Origin of the sequence: Providencia sneebia DSM 19967, from assembly GCF_000314895.2 — a bacterium.
Classification (GTDB): Bacteria; Pseudomonadota; Gammaproteobacteria; order Enterobacterales; family Enterobacteriaceae; genus Providencia; species Providencia sneebia.
Genome location: NZ_CM001773.1, coordinates 443,625 through 469,485 on the forward strand (window position 1 = coordinate 443,625; position 25,861 = coordinate 469,485).

General features: G+C 39.9%; 19 protein-coding genes and 3 pseudogenes. 5 read left to right on the forward strand and 17 right to left on the reverse strand.

Translation table 11 applies throughout. The features are described 5' to 3' along the window. The first annotated feature begins 166 nt into the window (after positions 1-166). From OO7_RS01740 to OO7_RS17600, 3 genes and pseudogenes are all read left to right on the forward strand, one after another. A complete protein-coding gene (locus OO7_RS01740; protein WP_008914241.1) occupies positions 167-5,101 on the forward strand; it encodes a DNA repair ATPase in 4,935 nt (1,644 codons plus the stop codon). A gap of 2 nt (positions 5,102-5,103) precedes the next feature. Beyond that, positions 5,104-5,499 (forward strand): annotated as a pseudogene (locus OO7_RS17595) (rhomboid family intramembrane serine protease); the annotation flags it as partial. A 6-nt stretch (positions 5,500-5,505) separates the two neighbouring features. Then, a pseudogene (locus OO7_RS17600) lies at positions 5,506-5,925 on the forward strand (N-acetylmuramoyl-L-alanine amidase-like domain-containing protein); the annotation flags it as partial. A gap of 61 nt (positions 5,926-5,986) precedes the next feature. Here OO7_RS17600 and OO7_RS01755 read toward each other — a convergent pair. Continuing rightward, positions 5,987-7,467, reverse strand: a pseudogene (locus tag OO7_RS01755) (MFS transporter). Positions 7,468-7,562: 95 nt separating this feature from the next. Here OO7_RS01755 and OO7_RS01760 point away from each other — a divergent pair. After that, positions 7,563-8,111 carry a TetR/AcrR family transcriptional regulator gene (locus OO7_RS01760; protein ID WP_008914243.1) on the forward strand — a complete coding sequence of 183 codons (549 nt, stop codon included), beginning with the start codon at positions 7,563-7,565 and terminating at the stop codon, positions 8,109-8,111. A 98-nt stretch (positions 8,112-8,209) separates the two neighbouring features. Here OO7_RS01760 and glmS read toward each other — a convergent pair whose 3' ends face one another. From glmS to asnC, 15 genes are all read right to left on the reverse strand, one after another. Next, positions 8,210-10,042, reverse strand: coding sequence for a glutamine--fructose-6-phosphate transaminase (isomerizing) (glmS, locus tag OO7_RS01765; protein ID WP_008914244.1), 1,833 nt, complete (start codon positions 10,040-10,042; stop codon positions 8,210-8,212). Between the two features lie 256 nt (positions 10,043-10,298). Beyond that, complete coding sequence (glmU, locus tag OO7_RS01770) at positions 10,299-11,669, reverse strand: bifunctional UDP-N-acetylglucosamine diphosphorylase/glucosamine-1-phosphate N-acetyltransferase GlmU (RefSeq protein WP_008914245.1); 1,371 nt, start codon at positions 11,667-11,669, stop codon at positions 10,299-10,301. Positions 11,670-11,841: 172 nt separating this feature from the next. Next, entirely contained in the window at positions 11,842-12,267 is a 426-nt protein-coding gene (locus OO7_RS01775) for a F0F1 ATP synthase subunit epsilon (RefSeq protein WP_043892625.1), read from the reverse strand. A 21-nt stretch (positions 12,268-12,288) separates the two neighbouring features. Continuing rightward, the gene (gene atpD / locus OO7_RS01780; protein WP_008914247.1) at positions 12,289-13,671 is read right to left on the reverse strand and encodes a F0F1 ATP synthase subunit beta; all 1,383 of its coding nucleotides are present in this window, start codon (positions 13,669-13,671) and stop codon (positions 12,289-12,291) included. 34 nt (positions 13,672-13,705) lie between these two features. Next, positions 13,706-14,569 carry a F0F1 ATP synthase subunit gamma gene (gene atpG / locus OO7_RS01785; RefSeq protein WP_008914248.1) on the reverse strand — a complete coding sequence of 288 codons (864 nt, stop codon included), beginning with the start codon at positions 14,567-14,569 and terminating at the stop codon, positions 13,706-13,708. 55 nt (positions 14,570-14,624) lie between these two features. Then, positions 14,625-16,166: a F0F1 ATP synthase subunit alpha gene (gene atpA / locus OO7_RS01790; RefSeq protein ID WP_008914249.1), complete on the reverse strand. Its 1,542-nt coding sequence runs from the start codon at positions 16,164-16,166 to the stop codon at positions 14,625-14,627. 14 nt (positions 16,167-16,180) lie between these two features. After that, positions 16,181-16,714 (reverse strand): F0F1 ATP synthase subunit delta, encoded by a 534-nt coding sequence (gene atpH / locus OO7_RS01795; protein ID WP_008914250.1) that lies wholly within the window; start codon positions 16,712-16,714, stop codon positions 16,181-16,183. A 12-nt stretch (positions 16,715-16,726) separates the two neighbouring features. Further along, entirely contained in the window at positions 16,727-17,197 is a 471-nt protein-coding gene (gene atpF / locus OO7_RS01800; RefSeq protein WP_008914251.1) for a F0F1 ATP synthase subunit B, read from the reverse strand. A gap of 49 nt (positions 17,198-17,246) precedes the next feature. Beyond that, positions 17,247-17,489, reverse strand: a complete 243-nt coding sequence (gene atpE / locus OO7_RS01805; protein WP_008914252.1) for a F0F1 ATP synthase subunit C — start codon at positions 17,487-17,489, stop codon at positions 17,247-17,249. Between the two features lie 46 nt (positions 17,490-17,535). Next, positions 17,536-18,354: a F0F1 ATP synthase subunit A gene (gene atpB / locus OO7_RS01810; protein WP_008914253.1), complete on the reverse strand. Its 819-nt coding sequence runs from the start codon at positions 18,352-18,354 to the stop codon at positions 17,536-17,538. 33 nt (positions 18,355-18,387) lie between these two features. Continuing rightward, positions 18,388-18,765 carry a F0F1 ATP synthase subunit I gene (gene atpI, locus OO7_RS01815; protein WP_008914254.1) on the reverse strand — a complete coding sequence of 126 codons (378 nt, stop codon included), beginning with the start codon at positions 18,763-18,765 and terminating at the stop codon, positions 18,388-18,390. Positions 18,766-19,363: 598 nt separating this feature from the next. Beyond that, positions 19,364-19,987, reverse strand: a complete 624-nt coding sequence (gene rsmG, locus OO7_RS01820; protein ID WP_008914255.1) for a 16S rRNA (guanine(527)-N(7))-methyltransferase RsmG — start codon at positions 19,985-19,987, stop codon at positions 19,364-19,366. A gap of 2 nt (positions 19,988-19,989) precedes the next feature. After that, complete coding sequence (mnmG, locus tag OO7_RS01825) at positions 19,990-21,879, reverse strand: tRNA uridine-5-carboxymethylaminomethyl(34) synthesis enzyme MnmG (RefSeq protein WP_008914256.1); 1,890 nt, start codon at positions 21,877-21,879, stop codon at positions 19,990-19,992. Positions 21,880-22,257: 378 nt separating this feature from the next. Next, positions 22,258-22,698, reverse strand: coding sequence for an FMN-binding protein MioC (gene mioC / locus OO7_RS01830; RefSeq protein WP_008914257.1), 441 nt, complete (start codon positions 22,696-22,698; stop codon positions 22,258-22,260). Between the two features lie 90 nt (positions 22,699-22,788). Beyond that, positions 22,789-23,250: a transcriptional regulator AsnC gene (asnC, locus tag OO7_RS01835; RefSeq protein ID WP_008914258.1), complete on the reverse strand. Its 462-nt coding sequence runs from the start codon at positions 23,248-23,250 to the stop codon at positions 22,789-22,791. Between the two features lie 160 nt (positions 23,251-23,410). Between asnC and asnA the strand changes: the two genes are divergently transcribed. Continuing rightward, on the forward strand, positions 23,411-24,403 hold the full coding sequence (gene asnA / locus OO7_RS01840) for an aspartate--ammonia ligase (RefSeq protein ID WP_008914259.1): 993 nt from the start codon (positions 23,411-23,413) through the stop codon (positions 24,401-24,403). Here the strand turns inward: asnA and viaA are convergent, their stop codons facing one another. Next, the gene (gene viaA, locus OO7_RS01845) at positions 24,404-25,861 is read right to left on the reverse strand and encodes an ATPase RavA stimulator ViaA (RefSeq protein ID WP_008914260.1); all 1,458 of its coding nucleotides are present in this window, start codon (positions 25,859-25,861) and stop codon (positions 24,404-24,406) included. It lies immediately after the preceding gene.

Sequence of the window (25,861 nt, forward strand, 5' to 3'; positions counted from 1 at the left end):
TCATTAATAAGTAAATATAGTGATAATACAAAGCGAGAAATCATTTTTCTCGCTTTGTTGGTCATCAGTGCATATCTAACATAGAACTAAAATACCGAAAAATTATGGTGTTATCTGTAATTTTCGCTATAACGAGTCATTGCTTTACCAAGGAAATTCGAACGCTATGTCAATTCAGGATACGAACTACGAGCAGGAAATATTAGATAGCGCTGTCGCAGAAGGTGGTGCTTATGAAATCTTGCGCAAACGCCTTACTGAGCAAGGTCAGCAACTTTATCAAAAAGCCGCACAACTGAATGACAGCCGATTACAAGAGTTTGGTCAAAGCCAAATGGATATTATTGGCCGTATTCGTATTCGTACAGAAAATAATTGCCAAGCAAGAGATATTGTCCGTGTTGGTGAGTGGTTACTTTTTGGCTACAACGTTTTCCTTGGTCTTAAAAAAGAGACACAGCTTGAAGATGTTTTTTCACTCTATCGTTTAATTGATAATCAAGGTGAATTTGATGTTGAAGCGGTGCCATATGAAGACACTTTCCTCAATGATACCCGCTTTGTACAAGACTTCACTGAACTGTACACCTATTACAAAAATACACAGTTATTACAATTAGTTGAACGTGATGGTAAGTTGCTTGCCAGTTTTCAAATTGGTGACCGCATCAGTGATGTGCGTGTTTTCCGCTGGTCTATTTCCAGTGATAAAACAAAAATTGACTATATTGATAACCGTGGTGAAAGAGATATTGCTTTACCTCCGGCTTATGATTTTGATTGGATTAAAACAACCCGAGAAAATGCGGTAAATGGTCGCTTTCCACATATCAATATTTTAGACACGGTATTTGTTGAAACTATTGGTGGTGATTTAACCATCAAATGTGAAAATAACACAGAAGATGGTTTAGGCATTTATCGTGAAGCGGTATTAGATAAAAATCAATCGCTTGATGATGCACAAATAGAATATGCCCAAACAGGCAGCCTGATATTATTAAAAATATTACCTTATCGTGAAGATAGCTGGCGCTATTTGGTGTACAACACACTGACTCAATCCGTTCAACGCATTGATGCCATTGGGCAAGCTTGTATCCAGCTCCCAGAAGATCACGGTATTATTTTTCCTGGCGGTTACTATTTACAAAATGGCGAATACAAAACATTTGACCAACCTATGGAAGGAATGCGTTTTCGTCGTCTACGTCGCTCACCAAATGGTGAAGATGTCCTCTATGTTTTCTATTCCCCAAACCAAGGTCGAATTGCCCTTTTCAGTTACAACCTAATTGAAAGAAAGCTCTCAATTCCACTGATCGGTCATGGTTATGCCATGCTGGAAGATGGGAAAATGGTGCTATTTGAAGGTGAGGGAGATGAAGCGACCCGTGTTCATCCAATGCAGGTTTGGCAAACTCCTTTTTATTCTGAAGAATTTGCCGATCAGCAACCCGCTCGAAATGGTTTCTTTGGCCGTATTGGTAATGCCGATTTAGTCCGTGGTATTTCAGAAATTTTATACATAGCCAAAGAAATAGAAGGTAATCATGTTTCTGTTGCACGCTATGAGCAACTTAGCCAGCAACCCAAAAACCTACTTGATATCTATTATTGGTTTAATGAAGAACAATGCTTAGGCATTGGCAAACTGCTGAAAGAGATAACTCAAACAAGTGAGTTAGTCTTAGATGAATATGAAAAAGTTGAAAGTATTCGTCAGCAATCGGCTAAATCCATGAATGAAGCCGTTAATCGGCAAAAATCTCTACTCGCGCTAACATTGCCAGAAAGCTGGAGTGATATTCAACAATTCGTTGATGGTCTTAATGATCTCAATACACAACGTGGCCATCTGATTACATTGCGTGAATTCCGTTATATGGATTTAAGCAAACTCAATCAGATGGAAGAAGAGATAGCGCAAGCACAAGAGAGAGTGTCACAAGCGACAGCGGCGTTTCTTGCTAGTGATAAAGCATTACTTCCTTTTAGAACACAGCTTGCGACTTTCGAAGAACAGATGGAAAGTGCGCAAAATAGTGCTCAACTTGATGTGCCAATGGCTGGCATGGAAAAAATGTCAGCTGATTTAGATATGTTATCTAATTTAATGGCGTCACTAAAATTTGATGATGTCACACAACAAACACATATCATTGATGCTATTTCTCAAATTTACGCGCAATTAAACCAATCTCGAGCACGTTTACAACAAAAGCGTAAAGCACAAAGTAGTGTTGAGACCGTTGCTCAATTTGGCGCGCAATTCCGCTTATTTAGCCAAGGTATTACTAACGCGCTTTCACTCTCAACTGATCCTGAACGTTGTGATGATCAGTTATCTCGTTTATTGGTGCAATTAGAAGAACTTGAGAGCCAATTTAGTCATAATGACGAATTTCTTGATGACATATTAGCGAAGCGAGAAGAGCTACTTGAAACATTCGAATCGCATAAACAAACATTACTTGATGACCGCCAGCGCCGAGCTCAAAACTTACAAACAGCAGCAGATCGCCTACTTGAAAGTTTGCAGCGTCGTACATTGCGCTTACAATCTCAAGATGAATTAAATGCTTTTTTTGCCTCAGATCCTCTTGCCTTAAAAACGCGTGAAATCATTGAAAAACTAAGAGAACTCAATGATAACGTCAAAGCCGATGATATTGATGCTCGTTTGAAATCCTCACGCGACCAAGCTATTCGAACATTACGCGATAAAACGGATATTTTTGAAGATGGCGGAAATGTCATTAAGTTAGGACCTCGCCATCGCTTTAGTGTCAACACCCAAGAGCTTGATCTCACCATCTTGCCAAAAGACAACCAACTTTGGTTATATCTCACCGGAACGGATTTTCAAGAACCTATTGAAAACCCACAATTAGCCGAGTTACAACCTTATTGGACGGCCACTTTAGAATCTGAGTCAGAGACAGTTTATCGCGCAGAATACTTAGCCTATTCTATTATTTATGCTGCAAGCAAACGGCAAAATAATCTCACCTATGAGCAACTCAAAACGGCATTATCATCACCTGAAAAGTTAGAAAAAATTGTGCGTGATTTCGCTGCACCGCGTTATAAAGAGGGCTATGAAAAAGGGATACATGACCATGATGCCATCGCAATACTCAAAAAGCTGATCCCTGTTGGGGAAAGTGCTGATTTATTACGCTATAACCCAAAAGCACGCGCAATCGGAGCCATTTTCTGGGAGAGTATCCAAAATAAAGAATATCCTGCATTATGGCCTGAACGTGCACGAACGGCGCTGAATATTCATCAATTATTCCATAATGATGATGCTTTACTTGATCTTCAAGCAGAAATAGAAGCCGATATCAGCCTCTTTTTACAAGAACATCCTATTCCTTGTGAAAGTTATTACCAAACGCAAGCAGCGGAATATCTGAGCTTTGTCTTATCAAGAACACCAATTGAACTCACTTACAGTAAATATGCACGTGATTTAGTCTCCGCATTACAAAGCCGCTTAGAAGCATCCCATATGTGGATTGATTTCAATCGTTCGCAACAGAATTTAGCTAATCGTTATGCACAACGCTGGGCGTTAATTCAAAATTGGTTACAAGGTTTGTGCTCAGTTCCTGAATTTAGTCATCTAACACCTTACATTCCGGGTGCTATTGCTATCATTATTTTAGATAAGGTCTCGTCGGCGCGTTACAGTGAAGTTGATCTCTATTTCAAAGTCAGTGGATTACTTGGTGAACATCCAACAATAGAAAATCAAACCTTATCTTTAAGTTTAGATAACTATTTCGGCCGTATGCGCAGGCAAAGAAAACAATTTATTCCTGCATTTCGAGAATATCAGGCATTACGTCAGCGTATTGCTAATGATGAACGTCGCCGCTTAAAACTCCATGAATTTAAAGCACATCCTTTAAGCTCTTTTGTTCGTAACAAACTAATTAATGACGTTTATTTGCCTATTATTGGTGACAATATGGCAAAACAAATCGGCGCTTTAGGAGAAGGAAAGCGTACCGATTTAATGGGGTTATTACTGATGATTTCGCCACCCGGTTACGGTAAAACAACCTTAATGGAATATGTGGCTGATCGCTTAGGTCTTATTTTTATGAAGGTCAACGGGCCAGCATTAGGCCATGATGTGCTGTCTCTCGACCCGGAACAAGCACCAAATGCGACAGCAAGGCAGGAGCTGGAAAAACTCAATTTAGCGCTCGAAATGGGAAATAATGTGATGTTATATGTTGATGATATACAACATACTCATCCAGAATTCCTCCAAAAATTCATCTCATTGTGTGATGGTACAAGGCGGATTGAAGGTGTTTGGAAAGGTCAAACAAAAMCCTATGATATGCGAGGCAAAAAATTCTGTGTTGTCATGGCAGGTAACCCTTATACAGAATCGGGGGAAGTTTTCCGTATTCCTGACATGCTAGCCAACCGTGCAGATATCTATAACCTTGGGGAAGTCTTAGGTGGAATGGATGAAGCCTTTGCACTAAGTTATATTGAGAATAGTTTGACATCAAACCCTGTTCTGGCACCACTAGCGCTCCGAGACTTGAATGATTTATACCTTCTCGTTGATAAAGCGATGGGGAAATCAGTTTCAACCAATGCACTAAGCTACCCTTATTCAGATGCGGAAATTAGCGAAATTGTGGCTGTAATCAAACGCCTGATTACGTTAAGAGATGTGGTTCTTAAAGTAAATCAGCAATATATCTCTAGCGCAGCTCAGTCAGATAAATATCGAACTGAACCGGCTTTTCGCTTGCAAGGCAGTTACCGTAATATGAATAAGTTGAGCGAAAAAGTTTCATCTGTCATGAATGAAGCGGAATTAGAAAATCTATTGGATGATCATTATTTGGGAGAAGCACAATTACTGACAACAGGTGCAGAAGAAAACTTACTCAAACTCGCAGAAATACGCGGCAAACTCACTGAGAAAGATGCAGCCCGTTGGCAGCAAATTAAGAAAGACTTTATGCGTAATAAAGCCCTTGGTGGTGATAATGCGGATATTGGTGATCGGGTTGTGGCTCAACTTGCTGATCTTGTTGAAAGTGTACAAGCTCTAGGTCAATAATCATGCTAAAACCATGGCTAAAATTACGAATTAAACTTTTAGCTATTCTGACATGTTTATTAATTACCATCCAAATAATCAACAGTTTAAGTGGCTATTCATTAGCCACTTTTGGCCTTATTCCCCGTACATTTAGTGGGTTATTTGGCATTCTCTTCGCGCCTTTCATTCATGGTAGTTGGGGGCATCTATTAAGCAACCTCCCTCCTTTACTGATCCTCAGTGCCTTGTTATTGCGAGGAACAATTAAGGAATATATTACCGCTTCACTGTTTATTATTCTAAGTAGTGGATTTATTGTTTGGCTTATCGGCCGCCATGCTATTCATGTTGGTGCGAGTGGCTGGATTTTTGGTTTATGGGGATTACTCATCGCCCAAGGTTACTTTTGCCGCCGCTTAACCTATTATGCAAGAAAACACTTTTTTACTGATTGGTACTCTGTATTACCTAAAAATACGCGCAACGTCACAACAACAATTAGCTCAAATTACATCAATGTAAACAAGCAATTAAATCAAAAAACAGACGGAAGTGAATATATTAAAGGGTTAGGAATAATGCCTCGCACAATCACCTATATTCCGGGAAAAGAGATCAACCAAGCCATTCTTGATAATCTACAAACGGGTGACTACATTGGCGTTTATTCGCCATTAAATGGCTTAGATGTTTCTCATACCGGTATTGTCATAAAAGAAAACAATCAAGTTTTCTATCGCAATGCCTCTTCATTAGCTAAAAATATGAAAGTTGTCGATACACCTTTTGTTGATTACATAAGCACTAAACCTGGTTTTATTGTGTTACGCTCCAATAAATAGTTGTTATGAGATGATCAATAAGAGGGAGTAGCTAATATTATTACTCCCACTTATTTTTATATTAGTTTTTACGAAAGAAGTGTGGAATAAATAGAATACTCAGTACCAAAATAGCTATTGTTGCGATCATGACACCAGAAAATGCTTGGTCAAAAGCAATATACGATTGATTTATCAAAATATGAGCGCTTTTTTCTGGAAGATGTTCAGATATTATTAGTGCTTCATCAAGGCTATCATAAACTTTATTATTAACAATTAATTGGTCTGGTAATGACAATTTTATCATATAGATGGCACTCATAAGTCCGCCCATAAAAGTAACACCAAGCACACTACCTAATTCATAAGCCACTGATTCAACAGAAGCAGCAACCCCAGCCTTTTCATCAGGTGCATTTAACATCACCGCAGTTGATGCGATTGTAAATAACATTCCTATTCCAAAACCAATTAATAATAAAAATGTAAATAGCGTCAATCCTGTTGATGTTTGATACACAAAAGTCAAACCAATCACACCCGCTAATGTACAAATTAACCCAAAGATAGTTAAACGCCTTTCACCTATTTTATGCAAAATAGCCCCAGTAAGTGGGCCAGCTAAAACAGATGCAATAGGAATTGGTATGATATAAAGAGCAGCATGAAGGGGTGTGAATCCCATGACTAGCTGCAATCTTTGGCTTAACAATAACTCAATGCCAACAATAATAATCATAGATAGCATTGCAATGACAATGCCCGCACTAAATTGTGGATTTGAAAACAATTTGAAATCAATCATTGGAGAACTGGATACTATCTGCCTATGGCTAAAGATAACTAAAAATAAAACCCCAATCCCCCCGCAATTGCTATCGCCCACCAATTAGAATAAGGCTTGCCAAGTTCTTTTATTGCATAAATGCTACTAATTAACCCAATAAGGACAATAATCGAGCCAATATAATCAATCTTTTGCTTATTTTTCCCACCACATTTAGGAATGAGGTAATAAGCAAAAGGGATAACCAATAACACAATTGGCACATTAATTAAGAAAACAGATCCCCACCAAAAATGATTAAGAAGCATACCTCCAATTAATGGTCCAAGCGCTGCTCCTCCAGAGGCAACAGCAGACCAAATCCCAATTGCTAATGCACGCTCTTTAGCATTAATAAAAACATGTCTAACAATAGATAATGTTGCTGGCATGCTCATTGCTGCTCCCACAGCAAGAAACCCCCTCGATAAAATCAAGCTGGTGGCTGTAGGAGAAAATGCAGCCCATAATGACGCTAAAGCAAATAAGGGCAGTCCAGCAAGAAACAGGGTCTTGTGACCAATACGGTCACTTAGCATCCCCGTTGCTGGCAATAAACCCGCGACAACCAAAGGATAAGCATTCATCACCCATAGCTTTTCAGAAGCTGTTGCTTGTAAATCATGGGTCAGTTTAGGCAGTGCTGTATACAAAACAGTCACATCGACAACAATTAGAAAAAGTACACTTGAAATTAAAAGTAAAATAATCCAGCGTTTATAATCAGCTAGCATAAAATCATCTCTATAAGTCTATATAATCGCCATTTATTTATGGCTGCGCTATAATATAAATCCATACGTACGTATTTAAAAGGAGAAAATCATAAATGGGACGTCAACGAACTATCGATCGAGATAAGCTATTAGATGCAGCTGAAGAGATTGTTATTAGTAAAGGTGCTGCTGCACTGACGATTGATGCTGTAGCAAAAGCAATGGGGATCTCAAAAGGAGGTGTTCAATACTGCTTTGGTAATAAAGATGCTTTGATTGATGCGATGTTTGATCGTTGGGGTCACACCTATGATGAAATCTTTGATAGAGAAATCGCGCGTGATAACTCACCAGAAAATAGAATCAATGCGCACCGAATAGCCACTCACGAACATGACAAAGTAGCCATCGCCAAAGGAGCAACACTGATGGCGTCATTATTACAAACACCTGAATATTTAGAGAGCACTCGCGAATGGTATCGCAGCCGACTAGATAATTTAGATACCACAACACCTTCAGGTAAACGTGCCAGACTGATGTTTCTAGCGACAGAAGGTGCTTTTATGCTTCGCTATTTTGGGTTTATGAATATAGATGAACATGAGTGGGATGATATGTTTAAAGATATGGCTGATATTTTGATTTCAGCTAAAAAGTAACTTTCTTTTGGGCTTTACCCATAAAGTAAAATACCCAGTAAATTTCACTGGGTATTCGATAACCTAAGTCGTCAACTTAGCATAGCTAACTGTTGATTTTATTCTACAGTCACAGATTTAGCTAAGTTACGTGGTTGGTCAACATCTGTCCCTTTGATCAAAGCAACATGGTAAGACAGAAGTTGCAAAGGTACAGTATAGAAAATAGGAGCAATCAGTTCTTCAACATGTGGTAGAGAAATAATTTTCATATTTTCACTTGCTTGAAAACCCGCATCTTGATCGGCAAAGACATACAGTAAGCCACCACGAGCACGAACTTCCTCAATGTTGGATTTTAGTTTTTCCAACAATTCATTATTAGGCGCAATGATAATCACTGGCATATCAGCATCAATTAGAGCCAAAGGACCATGTTTTAATTCACCAGCTGCATAAGCCTCTGCATGAATATAAGATATCTCTTTTAATTTTAAAGCACCCTCAACAGCAATAGGGTATTGGTCACCACGACCTAAAAATAGCGCATGGTTTTTATCTGAGAAATCTTCCGCTAATGCTTCAATAACTTTATCTTGAGATAACATACTTTCAATACGTGCAGGCAATGCATGCAGCGCATGAGCAATATTCTCTTCAAGTTCAGGCGCTGCACCTTTTAAACGCCCCATGTAAGCCACCAGCATCAACAAAACAGTTAACTGAGTAGTAAATGCTTTTGTTGAAGCAACACCAATTTCAGCACCTGCTTTTGTCATTAGCGCAAAATCAGATTCGCGAACTAATGAAGAACCAGCAACGTTACAAATTGCTAAAGAGGTTAGGTAGCCTAAATCTTTTGATAAACGCAGAGCAGCCAATGTATCTGCAGTTTCACCTGACTGAGACAGTGTGATCATCAAGCTATTTTTGCGATAAGCTGGGTTGCGGTAACGGTATTCAGATGCAATTTCAACATCACATGGAATACCCGCAAGTGATTCAAACCAATAACGCGCAACCATACCTGCGTTATAAGAAGTCCCACAAGCAACAATCTGAATATGCTCAACTTTTGAAAGAGTTTCTTGTGCAGATGCACCTAATTCACTGAGATCAATGCCATTATCTTTATTAAAATGACCTTCTAAGGTGTTTTTGATAGCCATTGGTTGCTCATAGATCTCTTTTTGCATGTAATGGCGATAAACGCCTTTATCACCAGCATCATATTGAACACTTGATTCAATTTGCTCACGTTCTACTTCTTGACCTTGATGATCAAAAATGCGGACAGAGCGACGAGTGATCTCTGCAATATCCCCTTCTTCAAGGTACATAAAGCGACGCGTCACTGGTAACAAAGCAAGTTGGTCTGATGCTAAGAAGTTTTCACCAACACCTAAACCAATGACTAATGGGCTTCCAGAGCGAGCCGCAACAAGTAATTCAGGTATACGGCTATCCATAATAACAGTGCCATACGCACCGCGTAATTGCGGAATAACCCGTTGAACAACTTCAATTAATGAGCCACCTTTTTGTTGTTCATGATGAACAAGGTGAGCAATGACTTCTGTGTCTGTTTCAGAACTAAAAACATAACCCAGTTTTTTAAGTTCTTCTTTGAGCTCTTGATAGTTTTCAATGATCCCATTATGAACAACAGCAATATATTCAGAAGTATGAGGGTGTGCATTACGTTCACTTGGAACGCCATGCGTAGCCCAACGAGTATGCGCGATCCCTGTTCCACCAAATACTGGCGTTTTCTCAGCTTCTTCCGCCAGCATTTGCACTTTACCAACTTCACGTAAACGCTGGAGATGTCCTTCTTGGTCAACAACAGCAAGACCTGCTGAATCATAACCACGATATTCAAGACGACGGAGACCTTCAATTAGAATTTCTGCGATATCACGTTGTGCGACAGCACCTACAATTCCACACATATAAATTTATTCCTAAACAAAAGGGCTTTTGCCCTGATAGTGTCGCCACCTGATTGTTATACAGCTTTTGCTGTCCCCCTAGCCTTGTAGAGATGGGGGTTATTGACTCTTCATTCATTAACTTGCTGTTTGTTATTCAACTATCCTGAATCTTAAAAAGAATAGTGTCATTAACAACCGACAAATTAAGTTATTTTGAGCACTTTTTATATTTTTAACGCTTATAGAGGAGAAACGTTGTCTCCCCCTTAAAATTTTATTTTTTCTTCGCTGGGCGATGCCAGTTTTTTATATGTACTTGTTTAACGCGGCTAACAACTAACTCGCCTTCATTGACATCTCGAGTAACCGTTGTACCCGCGCCAATTGTCGCACCATTAGCGATTGAAACTGGTGCAATAAATTGAGTATCAGAGCCGACGAATACATCATCGCCAATAACAGTTTTCGATTTATTCGCACCGTCATAGTTACAAGTTATGGTTCCTGCACCAATATTCACATTATCGCCAATCTGTGCATCACCTAAGTAAGTTAAGTGACCCGCTTTGGAGCCTTGTCCTAATGAAGCATTCTTCATTTCCACAAAGTTGCCAACGTGCGATTTTGCCGCCAATTTAGCACCAGGGCGTAAGCGAGCAAAAGGACCAACTGTACATTCAGTTGATAATTCAGAATTTTCTATCACTGAATATGGGCTGATAACTGAATTATCACCAATAACACAGTTCTTTAGAATACAGCCAGATTGAATATGGACGTTGTTACCTAACGTGACATTTCCTTCAATAATCACATTAGTATCAATAATAATATCGCGACCATGCGTTAATGTTCCGCGAATATCAAAGCGTTCAGGATCAATCAGCATAACACCCGCAAGCAGCAGTTTTTCTGCTTGCTCTTTTTGATAAATACGCTCAAGCGCAGCAAGCTGTAGGCGATTATTTACGCCCTCCATCTCACTAAGACGACTTGGGTGAACAGTTTCAATTTTGTTCCCCTCTTTGTGAGCTAATGCAATAATATCAGTGATATAATATTCACCTTGGGCATTATTATTGTCTAATTGGGATAACCAGCGTTTAAAGTCTTTACCACTTGCAACCATGATCCCTGTATTGATTTCTTGGATCTTACGCTGCTCTTCTGAAGCATCTTTCTGCTCAATAATTCCCACCACATTACCATTTTCACGAATAATGCGGCCATAACCTGTTGGGTTATCTAAAATGACTGTCAGTAAGCCAATACCACCTTCTGGCTTAACTTCAATGAGGCGTTGCAAAGTATCTTTCGCAATTAATGGAACATCACCATATAACATGATGACATCTTCATCATCATGAAAACTTGGTGCAGCCTGCTGCATCGCATGACCTGTACCAAGTTGCTCAGCTTGCAAGACCCAATTTAGATTTTGCTCACCCAATTTTTCTTTCAGTAAATCACCACCATGACCATATACAAGGTGAATGTCTGATGCCCCTACTGATTTAGCAGTATCAATAACATGCTGAACCATTGGCTTACCTGCTAACAAATGCAGGACTTTTGGCAACTCTGAATACATTCTTGTGCCTTTTCCGGCCGCAAGAATGACAACACTTTTTCTTTGCACTGTCATAATTTCCTGAAACTCCAAACTTGGGGTGAAAGTAAACCTATTTCTAACTTAAAATACTACATATTTCGCTCAAATAAAAAAGCCAGTTAGTGCAAACTAACTGGCTTTTCATTCAATCTATACGCCATTATTCAAATTTTGATAACTTATCATTCAAATAACAGCGCTAGCTTTACATTAGCTTTTTCGTCAACTCGATAACTCGAAGTTTCGCAATTGCTTTTGCAAGTTCTGCTGATGCCTGAGCATAATCCACATCGCCGTGCGCTTTACGGACGTGTTCTTCCGCTCTACGTTTAGATTCTAGCGCACGCGCTTCATCTAAATCTTTACCACGGATCGCTGTATCAGCCAGTACGATAACACCATTTGGTTGAACTTCTAAAATACCACCAGAGAGGTAAATTAGCTCTTCTTCACCAAATTGCTTAGTTATACGCACCATGCCCGGTTTTATGGCAGTCAGCAGCGGGGTATGCTGTGGATAAATACCAAGCTCACCTTCACTACCAGTCACCTGAACTTTTTGTACCAGTCCATCAAACATCTGTTTTTCAGCACTGACAACAGTCAGGTGGTATGTCATTGCAGCTACCATATCAACCTCCCGTCAGCCAGATTAAAGCTTTTTCGCTTTTTCCACAGCTTCTTCAATGGTACCAACCATGTAGAACGCTTGCTCTGGCAGGTGGTCATAATCACCATTAAGAATACCACCGAAACCACGGATGGTGTCTTTCAGAGAAACGAATTTACCCGGTGAACCCGTAAAGACTTCTGCAACGAAGAATGGTTGAGACAGGAAGCGCTGGATCTTACGAGCACGAGCAACAACCAGTTTGTCATCTTCTGACAATTCATCCATACCCAAAATTGCAATGATATCTTTCAGTTCTTGGTAACGTTGAAGGATAGATTGAACGCCACGTGCAACATCATAGTGCTCTTGACCAACAATGAGAGGGTCAAGCTGACGGCTAGTAGAATCCAGTGGGTCAACCGCAGGGTAAATACCCAAAGATGCGATTTGACGGCTTAGAACCACAGTTGCGTCCAAATGAGCAAAGGTTGTTGCTGGTGATGGGTCAGTTAAGTCATCCGCAGGTACATAAACCGCTTGTACAGAGGTGATAGAACCCGTCTTAGTAGAAGTGATACGTTCTTGAAGAACACCCATCTCTTCTGCCAGAGTTGGCTGATAACCTACTGCTGATGGCATACGACCTAACAGAGCAGATACTTCTGTACCCGCTAGTGTATAACGGTAGATGTTATCAACGAATAACAGAACATCACGGCCTTCATCACGGAATTTTTCCGCCATAGTTAGACCAGTCAAAGCAACACGCAGACGGTTTCCTGGTGGCTCATTCATCTGACCATAAACCAATGATACTTTGTCTAAAACGTTAGAATCTGTCATTTCATGATAGAAGTCGTTACCTTCACGAGTACGCTCACCCACACCCGCAAATACGGAGTAGCCTGAGTGTTCAATCGCGATGTTACGGATAAGTTCCATCATGTTAACGGTTTTACCAACACCCGCACCACCAAACAGACCAACTTTACCACCTTTCGCGAATGGACAGATTAAGTCCATTACTTTGATACCGGTTTCAAGGAGTTCTGTAGAACTTGAAAGTTCTTCGTAGCTTGGTGCTGCACGGTGAATAGACCAACGCTCTTCTTCGCCGATGTCACCTTTCATATCAATAGGATCACCCAGAACGTTCATAATACGTCCTAGAGTTGCTTTACCTACTGGTACTTCAATTGGGTGCTCTAAATCTGTTACATCTAAGCCACGGCTTAAACCATCCGATGTACCCATTGCGATACAACGAACAACACCACCGCCTAACTGTTGTTGAACTTCCAACACCAGTTTTTCTTTACCGTTCATAACCTCAAGAGCATCGTACACTTTAGGTACGTTATCTTGAGGGAACTCGACGTCCACAACGGCGCCGATTACCTGGATAATCTTTCCAGTAGCCATCTTGAATCCTCTACGTAATTCGTAAACCTAGCTGTTAAACCGCGGAAGCACCTGAAACAATTTCGGTAAGCTCCTGAGTAATGCTAGCCTGACGAGCTTTGTTGTAAACCAACTGCAACTCTTTGATCAGGTTTCCACCATTATCAGTAGCTGCTTTCATCGCTACCATTCGTGCGGCCTGCTCACTAGCCAGGTTTTCAACGACGCCCTGATAAACCTGCGACTCGATATAACGACGCAGCAGGGTATCCAGCAACGTCTTAGGATCGGGTTCATATATATAATCCCAAGATTTTTTCTTCAATGTTTCATCATTGCTTGGTGGCAATGGTAGAACTTGAAGAATAGTCGGTTCTTGAGACATTGTATTGATGAACTTATTGGTCACCACATACAGTTTATCCAAACGCCCTTCATCATAGGCTTGTAGCATAGAGTTAACTGGACCAATCAGATCTTGCAGAGTTGGGTTATCCCCCATTCCTGTTACTTGTGTCACGACATTGCCGCCAACAGAAGCAAAGAATGAAACTGCTTTAGAACCGATTAAAGCCAAATCAACCTGAACATTTTTTTCAGACCATGACTTCATATCAGCGAGTAGCTTTTTGAACAAGTTAATGTTCAAGCCACCACATAGACCACGGTCAGTTGAAACAACCAAATACCCGACACGTTTAACTTCACGCTCTTCGAGATATGGATGTTTATATTCCAGATTACCTAAAGCTAAGTGACCAATCACACTACGCATAGTTTCAGCATAAGGACGACTGGCAGCCATGCGTTCCTGCGTTTTACGCATTTTGGACGCTGCGACCATTTCCATCGCTTTAGTGATCTTTTGCGTGTTTTGCACGCTGGCAATCTTGGAACGTATCTCTTTTGCGCCGGCCATTTCTGCTTCTCCTTATTAACCAGACGGCCCATTAAAATTCATGGGCCGAATAGTATTACCAGGACTGAGTTGCTTTAAATGTATCGAGTAGGTTTTTCAACTTAGCTTCGATATCATCGTTATAGTTACCAGCCTGGCCGATTTCATTCATAAGGTCAGCGTGCTCGCGCAGTGCATAAGAAACTAATGCTGCTTCAAATGGACCAATTTTCGCTAACTCAACATCTTCCAAATAGCCACGTTCTGCAGCAAACAGAGACAATGCTTGTTCTGCTACTGACATAGGTGCATATTGTTTTTGTTTCAGCAATTCAGTTACTTTTTGACCGTGGCTCAACTGTTTACGAGTTGCGTCATCAAGGTCAGATGCAAACTGAGCAAATGCTGCCAATTCACGATATTGAGCAAGTGCTGTACGGATACCACCAGACAATTTCTTGATAATTTTAGTCTGAGCAGCACCACCAACACGAGATACTGAAATACCTGGGTTAACTGCTGGACGAATACCAGAGTTAAACAAGTTAGATTCCAGGAAGATCTGACCATCAGTAATTGAAATTACGTTAGTCGGTACGAATGCAGAAACGTCACCGCCTTGAGTTTCAATGATAGGCAGAGCTGTCAATGAACCTGTTTGGCCTTTAACTTCACCTTTAGTAAAGTCTTCAACATATTCAGCATTAACACGAGCTGCACGCTCAAGTAAACGTGAATGCAGATAGAAAACATCACCTGGGTATGCTTCACGTCCTGGTGGACGACGTAGCAACAGGGAAATTTGACGATACGCAACCGCTTGTTTAGACAGATCATCATAAACGATCAGAGCATCTTCACCGCGGTCACGGAAATATTCACCCATTGCACAGCCAGAATACGCAGAAAGGTATTGTAACGCAGCTGATTCAGATGCAGTTGCAACAACAACAATTGTATTTGCTAATGCGCCATGTTCTTCGAGTTTACGAACAACGTTAGCAACAGTAGAAGCTTTTTGACCAATCGCAACGTACACACATTTAATGCCTGAATCACGTTGGTTGATGATCGCATCGATTGCCAAAGCAGTTTTACCTGTTTGACGGTCACCGATGATAAGCTCACGCTGACCACGACCGATTGGAATCATCGCATCGACTGATTTATAACCAGTTTGTACTGGTTGATCAACCGATTGACGTTCGATAACACCCGGTGCAATCACCTCTACTGGTGAAAAGCCGTCATTCTCAATTGGACCTTTACCATCAATAGGCATACCCAGTGTATTCACAACACGTCCTAGTAGACCACGGCCTACTGGAACCTCAAGAATACGACCAGTACATTTAACTTTCATCCCTTCTGCCAAATCGGCATAAGGACCCATAACAACCGCACCTACAGAGTCACGCTCTAAGTTCAGTGCAATTGCATAACGGTTGCCAGGCAGCGCGATCATTTCACCCTGCATGACTTCGGCTAAGCCGTGGATACGAATAATACCGTCGTTGACGGAAACAATCGTACCTTCATTGTGAGCCTCACTCACAACATCGAACTGAGCAATACGCTGTTTGATCAGTTCGCTGATTTCGGTGGAATTCAGTTGCATATGCTCCAGTCCCCTTAAGACTGCAAGACGTCAGTTAAACGCTCTAAGCGACCGCGGACACTCCCGTCAATAACGAGGTCTCCAGCACGAATGATCACTCCAGCAATAACAGACTTATCAATTTTGCAATTCAGCTTAACTTTGCGTGACAGACGTTTTTCCATCGCTGCAGAAATTTTGGCCAACTGCTGCTCATTCAGTTCGGTGGAAGAAATAACATCAACTTCAATTGTTGATTCCAGAGCATCGCGCAATTGAACAAATTGTACGAGAACTTCTGGCAGCGCATTTAAGCGCCCATTTTCAGCCATTATACGAATCAGATTTTGAACATGCTCGTCAATTTCATCTCCACAAACAGAGATAAACGTTTTGGCTAATCGTTCTGGTGCTATAGAACCAGAAAGTAGCTCTCCAACCTGTTCATTGCGCGTCACCTCAGAGGTGAAGGCCAGCATATTCTGCCATTTTTCAACAGACTGGTTTTCCACAGCAAAGTCAAAAGCTGCTTTGGCGTAGGGGCGAGCTACAGTAGCGATTTCAGACATGCCCCTCCCTCCTTACAGTTCAGCGACTAGTTTATCAACGATGTCGCTGTTAGCAGCTTCATCCACGGAACGTTCGATGATTTTCTCGGCACCTGCGACAGCAAGCATCGCAACCTGTTTACGTAACTCTTCACGCGCACGTTTACGCTCAGCGTCGATCTCTGCTTGAGCTTGTGCAACGATCTTAGCACGTTCAGTTTCAGCTTCAGCTTTAGCTTCTTCAATCATTTGATTGCGTTGTTTATTCGCTTGTTCAAGGATGACTTGAGCATCTGCTTTCGCTTTTTTCATTCGGTCGGTTGCGTCGGTTTGCGCCAGTTCCAGGTTCTTTTTAGCACGTTCTGCGGAAGATAAACCGTCAGCAATTTCTTTTTGACGTTTTTCTATGGCCGCCATAATTGGTGGCCATACATACTTCATACAGAACAAAACAAACAGGACAAACGCGATAGCCTGGCCGAGGATTGTTGCATTTAGATTCACAGACAATACCTCTTGTTAGTTAATGAGTTAATGTTCTTAGTGTTCTTAATTAGCCAGCAACAGCGAACATTACATACAGACCCAGACCAACAGCAATCATCGGAATAGCATCAACAAGACCCATTACGATAAAGAACTGTGTACGCAGCAGAGGGATTAAATCCGGCTGACGAGCAGCACCTTCTAAAAATTTACCACCTAGGATGCCGATACCGATCGCAGCACCGATCGCCGCTAAGCCCATCATAATAGCAGCAGCCATGTACAGCAGATCCATACTCAGGTTTTCCATGACAGTCTCCAGTTTGTTTCAGTTAATACAAATATTGATTGTGAAATTAATGTTCTTCTGATGCCATCGATAGATAGACAACGGTCAGAACCATAAAAATAAAGGCTTGTAGCGTAATAATCAGTATGTGGAAGATAGCCCAAGGTAGGCTTAACAACCACTGTGACCACCACGGTAACAGTGCCGCGATAAGAATAAAGATCAATTCACCTGCATACATGTTACCAAACAGTCGCAGACCGAGTGATACAGGTTTTGACAGCAGGCTTACCCCTTCAAGAATCAAGTTGACCGGAATAAAAACAGGATGATTAAAAGGTTGAAGAGTCAACTCTTTTGTAAATCCGCCAATTCCTTTCATTTTGATGCTGTAGAAAAGGATTAGGATAAACACACCAATCGCCATCGACATAGTGATGCTGACGTCTGCTGTTGGAACAATACGCAGAGCCGGCAAACCTAAATAATGCTCACCAATGTACGGAATGAAATCGATAGGGAGTAAATCCAGAAGGTTCATTAGAAATACCCAGACGAACACCGTTAATGCCAGAGGGGCAATAACTTTGCTCTTACCGTGATACATATCACGGACTGTGTTATCAACGAAACCAATGATCAGTTCTATTGCAGTCTGTAACTTACCGGGTACGCCACTAGTCGCATTAACAGCAACTTTTCTAAATAGCCACAGGAACAGAGCCCCGAGAACTACCGAGAAAAAAAGCGAATCAATGTTCAACGCCCAAAACGTAGGACTAGCGTGGGGATCGACCAACTCAAAGGTACGCAGATCCAACTGAAGGTTTCTCAGGTGGTGACCTATGTACTCATTTGTAGTCATCACTTCTCCTGATGCAGACATGATGCCTCTTACCCTTTTGTAGTTTAAAAATACTTACCGCTTAAAAACGGCTGGTGCAACAATCTGAACAATTAGCACCGCTAAATAGGTCAAACCCAGTGGTGTTAATGACGCTTTGAACACACCAAAAGCAACAACTAAAATAGCGACCGTTGTTACAACTTTTAGCCCCGCACCTAATGCAAAGAACCAGGCAATGCGGACAGGTTCATCCTCTTCTTTTGCTTTCTGAAAGTGTGCTAGCAGCATAAATACGATATTAGGTAACCAGCATGCTAACCCACCCGCAAGAGCAGAGGCCCCCCATTCTATACTATTTGCACAGAAAGCCCCACTGAGGATAACAAAAGTTATAAACTGTAAAGACAAAAGCTTCACTGAATGCTTGTTGTCATAAAGAGAAACAGACATAACTTTTATATACTCCCAGCTGTTCTCAGCCTCAGAAACGCTAAGTGTTGTATAAAACTGCCTTTGCTTAAATGTGTCAAGAGACAAAAACGAGCAAATTATACGGGCAGGCGAAATGAATTCAATCAGTAAGTAGCGAAAAGGTGAATAAAATTTTAATTTTTTCGAGATAGCGCAGAAATGTTGCAAGAAGAATCAATAAATAGTTAATGACTCAACAGTTACCCATATTTTAATGTGATATTTATCACAATATTTTTGGAATGCTTTCAATAAGTTTCATCTTTTTTTACACAAAAAATAGATTTAAGTCATAAATCAAATAATTAAGTTAGTTATTTTTTATTCAAAAAAAGGTTTATTTTATTCGAACATTTAACTATTAATCATCTTTTGAATTAAAATGGTTTATTAAAAATAACCTTTTAGTAATAAATTTGATGTCAACACTCTATTTTTTTATACTTATTAGTTATTGATATGTAACTTGTGAGTAAATTTTATTTTTTTATCAAACCCACAAATAAAAATAGCAGTAACATTGTAAATGCGACTGCTATAGCCAAAAAAAATAAAAATTTTTTGATAAAGTTCAAATTTATTTGGCAAATAAAATCACTAAATGACGTTGTTCGTTAAGTTCTGGAACTTTTAATTCAGTGATTGATTTGACAACAAATCCACTTGGTAACTCAGTAAGTTCCTCATCCCTAACAATGCCTTTTAAAGCATAAAATAACCCATTTTCATTAGGGAGATGATGACACCAGCTCAACATGTCATGCAATGAAGCAAATGCACGGCTAATAACACCATCAAATCCAATATCAGTTTGGTATTCTTCAACTCGAGCTTGGATAGGCTCAATATTATTTAAGCCTAATTCATGCTGTACTTGCTTCAAAAAGCGAATACGCTTTCCTAGGCTATCAAGTAATACAAAATGAGAATCAGGGCGCACAATAGCAAGAGGAACACCGGGTAAACCAGGACCAGTTCCTACATCAATAAATGTGCTTCCTTTTAGCCGATCGTTCACCACAATGCTATCCATGATATGACGTATTAGCATTTGTCGTGGGTCACGAACAGAGGTTAAATTATATGCATTATTCCATTTAGCCAGAAGTTCGACATAACCAACTAATTGCTGTTTCTGTTTTTCTGATAATTCAATATTTGTTTTAGCTAACAATTTATTTAGCTGCGCCAATAAATCCATGATCAAGCACTCCTACGCAGTAAGCCTTGTTTTTTTAACCAAACAAGTAGAATTGAAATCGCTGCTGGAGTAATTCCTGAAATACGTGATGCTTGACCAATTGATGTTGGTTTATGGTCGTTCAACTTAGCCATAACTTCATTTGATAAGCCTTTCACTTGTTTATAATCAAGATCAATTGGCAGTAATGTACTTTCATTACGTAATTGACGTTCTATTTCCTCTTGTTGACGTGCAATATAACCTTCATATTTCACTTGAATTTCAACTTGATCTGCTGCTTGAGGATCAACAATACCTGGTGAAAAACGACTTAGTGATGTCAACAATTGGTAATTCATTTCAGGACGACGCAATAACTCTTCACCATTAGCTTCTTTAGAAAGAGGCACTGATAAAATTTGATCTATTTCCTCATGGCCTTCAGCTTTAGGGTGAACCCAGATATCTTTTAGACGTTGGCGCTCTTTTTCTATCAATTCAACTTTGTTGTTAAAATGCGCCCAACGAACATCATCAACTAAGCCTAATTCACGACCTTTTTCAGTTAAACGTAAATCAGCATTGTCTTCTCGTAACATTAATCGATATTCAGCACGAGAAGTGAACATACGGTAAGGTTCTTTTGTACCTAAAGTACATAAATCATCAACTAAAACACCTACATATGCTTGGTCACGGCGAGGGAACCAACCTTCTAAATCAAAAGCAAATTGAGCAGCATTTAAACCCGCTAATAACCCTTGAGCTGCTGCTTCTTCATAACCGGTTGTGCCATTAATTTGACCAGCAAAGAATAATCCATGAATAAATTTACTTTCTAATGTTTGTTTTAGATCTCTTGGGTCAAAGAAATCATACTCAATGGCATAACCAGGGCGGACTATTCTTGCATTTTCCATTCCTTTCATTGAATGAACAATTTGCATTTGTACATCAAAAGGCAAGCTGGTTGAAATTCCATTAGGATAAATTTCGTTACTTGTTAACCCTTCTGGTTCTAAGAAGATCTGGTGACTATTTCGATCCGCAAATCGCATGACTTTATCTTCGATCGAAGGACAATAACGTGGACCGATCCCTTCAATGATCCCTGCATACATAGGACTACGATCAAGGTTATTTCTTATTACATCATGTGTTTTTTCATTGGTGTATGTGATGTAACAAGGCATTTGATCTGGATGTTGATCTGGTGAGCCTAAAAAGGAAAAAACAGGCATTGGATTATCGCCAAGTTGTTGAGCTAATTGGCTAAAGTCAATAGTCCTAGCATCAATTCTTGGTGGTGTTCCTGTTTTTAGACGATTTACACGTAAAGGTAATTCTCTTAAACGTTGTGATAATGAAATAGCTGGCGGATCACCTGCACGACCACCACTATAATTTTCTAATCCAATATGGATTTTACCATCAAGAAAAGTTCCGACGGTAAGAACAACCGCTTTGGCTTTAAATTTTAAGCCCATACGGGTAACAGCACCCGTAACTTTATTATTTTCAACAATTAAATCTTCAACTGGTTGTTGGAAGATCATTAAATTTGGTTGATTTTCTAATGCTGTCCTGACTGCTTGGCGATAAAGAACACGGTCTGCTTGAGCCCGAGTTGCTCTGACAGCTGGCCCTTTGCTGGCATTGAGTGTTCTAAATTGAATACCCGCTTTATCAGTAGCGGTAGCCATAAGGCCACCTAGGGCATCAATCTCTTTTACCAGATGCCCTTTACCGATCCCACCAATGGCTGGGTTACAAGACATCTGACCCAATGTATCAATATTGTGAGTCAATAATAGGGTTTGACGCCCCATACGTGCAGCTGCCATTGCTGCTTCAGTACCGGCATGACCACCACCAATTACGATGACGTCAAATTGCTCTGGATAAAACATGTGTGAACCTTAACGTTAAGAAAATGCGGAGTGTTGCATTTGAGATGTGAATTCTACTCAAGTTTTAAGGATAGACCAAGCCCAGTTGATCTGGCCTTATTAGTATTAAGATCTTTTTATTTAAAGATCTCTTTATTAGATCTTTTATTAGGATCAGCCTTATCTGTGGATAACTGAATATTCACTAGAAAGATCATCAAAATAGAAAGGATCATAATCTGTGAATGATCCGTGATCCTATTGCGTATAAGCTGGGATCAAAAAGGGTAGTTATGCACAACCAAAGGTAACCTTAAAACTTATACTTTGGATAACTACTGGTTAATACCGTGATCTTACCAGAGTTATCCACAGCTGACTGCTGGTTATTTGAACAAATTAGAGTTCGTTTGCCCAAATTTTAACCCATTCACCCGCGGGATCTTCCGGTATTTCATGTTTCTGAACATCAATTTCAAGAAGATCACCGATCCTTTTTGCACCATGATCGAGTAATAACTTATCTAAGGTATGGATCGCACCACAAAAAGTATCGTACTCAGAGCTTCCTATGCCAACAGCTCCAAATTGAACCTGACTAAGATCTGGTGATTCATTAGCTATTTCTTCTGCTAAGGGCTGAATATTTTCAGGTAGCTCGCCTGCTCCATGAGTAGAACTAACCACCAGCCATAGGCCTTCTAATGGTAATGAATCAAGATCTGGCCCATGCTGAACATCTGTTTCATAACCAAGCTCTTCTAATATCTCAGCCATATGTTCTGCTACATATTCAGCACTACCCATAGTACTGCCACTAATAAGAGTTACTTTTGTCATGGTTGTTCTCATTCGCAATATTAGGACGGTATTGTACGCTGTGAATGAGCTGGGATCTACCTGTGGATAATGTGGTTATATAAATTTTTTTCAAGGGCTAATAGTACGCATGATCGGGTTCTGTAGCGAGATCAGCGTTTCTGTTGATTGTATTTCATCAATAGTTTGAATTTTGTTGATAAGTACATCTTGGAGTGCATCGATCGACTTACACATAACCTTAATAAAAATACTGTATTGGCCAGTGGTATAATAAACTTCAACGACTTCTTCTAATGCATCAAGTTTATTTAATGCAGTATGGTAATCTTTGGCACTTTTTAAAATAATGCCGATGAAACAACAAACATCAAAACCTAATTGTTTAGGGCTAATATCGATTCGGGTACCTGTAATAATTCCCGCCTGCTTCATTTTCTCCACTCTTACATGGATTGTCCCTGGGCTAACTGAGAATTTTTTGGCTAATTCTGCATATGCAGTACGGGCATTTCGCATTAATTCGTGAAGTATGTCACGATCGAGATTATCGATTTGATAATTTTCGGGCATTATTATCTCCTTATTTTAACGAATCATCATTTTTATAGTGTATTTTTTGAATAAAATAAATGGTAAAGGGTTTTTTTATGAAGTATATTGAATTTATACCCTGTTTTGTTGCTTAATCTATACATCAGCTAATACAGCAAACAAATTATGGGTGAACAAAATGGACAAATCATTTATCGAACAACAACAACAAATTAGTTTTGTTAAATCGTATTTCTCACGTTTACTAGAAAAAGAGCTTGGTTTAATTGAAGTTCAAGGGCCAATTTTGAGTCGCTTAGGTGATGGTACTCAAGATAACCTATCAGGACATGAAAAAGCCGTTCAAGTAAAAGTGAAATCAATTCCGGATGCAACTTTCGAAGTTGTTCACTCTTTGGCTAAATGGAAACGTAAAACATTAGGTCGTTTCGATTTTCAACAAGGCCAAGGTTTATACACTCATATGAAAGCATTGCGTCCAGATGAAGATCGCTTAACCCCAATCCATTCCGTCTATGTTGATCAATGGGATTGGGAAAAAGTGATGGCAGATGAGGAGCGTTCTCTTCCTTATCTGAAGCAGACAGTGGGTAAAATCTATCAGGCAATAAAACAAACAGAAGCCGCAATAAGTACTGAATTTGGACTGGCACCGTTCCTGCCAGAACAAATTCACTTTATCCACAGTGAAGAACTGCTACAACGTTACCCTGATTTAGATGCAAAAGGCCGTGAGCGTGCTATTGCGAAAGAATTAGGGGCTGTTTTTCTTATCGGCATTGGTGGTCAATTATCAAACGGTGAATCACATGATGTACGTGCGCCGGACTATGATGACTGGACAACTGAAAACGAAGATGGCTTTAAAGGTTTAAACGGTGACATCATTGTATGGAACCCTGTGTTGCAAGATGCATTTGAAATTTCATCAATGGGTATTCGTGTAAGCCCTGAATGCTTAACGCGTCAATTAGGTTTGACGGGGGATGAAGAGCGTATGTCACTTGAATGGCACCAAGCATTAGTTCAAGGTAAAATGCCTCAAACTATTGGCGGTGGAATTGGTCAATCACGTTTAGTGATGCTGCTATTACAACGTCAGCATATTGGCCAAGTTCAATGCGGTGTTTGGTCACCAGAAACACGTGAATCCGTAGTTGGAATGCTGTAATTAGCGATTAAAGCGGCGTAATAGCCTGCTTTTTAACCCGGTATCGAAACGCCAAATATGATCGAATATTTTCATGATACCGGGCTTCCCATAATTTGAAACTGATACCGCATGGAAGCGGTATTTTCCTATCTTCTGAAGGGATTTTATCTTCTGTATTAATTCTTCTGGTAAACGTTGAGAGACGAAATCTGAAATTACAACAGCATCAGCATCTAGCCATTTTGGGGATTCCAAACGTTTTGCTGTTTCCTGTAAACAGCCAGCAAGATCAGTTCCACCTTTGAATGATTGATGTAAAAAACGGATACATTGCTCTAATCCATCGGTTGATAATAAATCGTAATGTACCAATTCGGTTGAAAATAACATGATATGGCATGAACGATTATCAGCGAGAGCAATCTTCATCAACGCTAAACAAAATGCTTTAGCATAACGTTCATTTAGCCCACCCATAGAACCTGATGTATCAATACAAACTATGAATGGTCCTCGAGGTTGTTCCTCATCTGTATGATGAGTTACAGGACGTAATACACGTCTTTCTTGCCAACTTTCACCTTGTAATCGGTACGTAATGAGCTGTTTTTCTAATAACTTACGATAAAATTCAAATTCAATTTCTTCTAGCCCTAACATCGCCAATTCAGTGGGCAGTAATCTTAAAATATCATCACTTTGTCTAATGCCATCAACTTGTTCCGGTACCGTTTCTGGCACTTTTTCCATAATGGTCATGGGCTCTAGGAGTACATTATCTTCTGGTAATGAACGAGCTGATTGGCTTCTACCTAATAGCTGTGCAATCTTTTCTAATTCGGGTTGCTGTTGTAAAAAATCACTATAGCTATTTAATAATTTATCGTTGTAACCTGAAGCCGTATTGATACCTTTACTTAAATCCCATAAACGGCCTGCCGCCCTTTCATTTTCACCTAATATTCTTTCTAAATTACCACTAAGTGCAAGCTGCTTTTGTAATTCAGCTAAAAGTTGCTCTTTTTCTTGTTCTAGCAAATTCTTATGTAATGTTGTGACTTGTAATATTAAATTTATTCGCCAACGTTGCACAAAAAGCGTTTGTCTTGCACTGAGATTGTCTATTTTTCCTTTTGCGAGTTTGTCCGCTTCCATATAAAAAGGAGAATCAATATTTTTTAATGTTTCAACTAACTCAGGTAGCTGATAGAAAAATTTCTCAGTGGCTAGCCCCAACGTTTGTTGATAAAGCTGAAATTCTTCTACGATCTGCGGAGGCACAATGGTATCTTGCAACTTCTGTTTTATATCTTTTTTCCAATCAGATAAATCGCGTAATAAGGCTTTTTTTAATCTAGGGTGTTTTTCGAAGAATACCGCTAATTGAGGTGCAGCTAAAAGAGATATGATGATCTCTTCAATTAATTGACTTTCATTTACTGACAGAAGTAGGTCTAACGTGGCTAAACTGAGCAT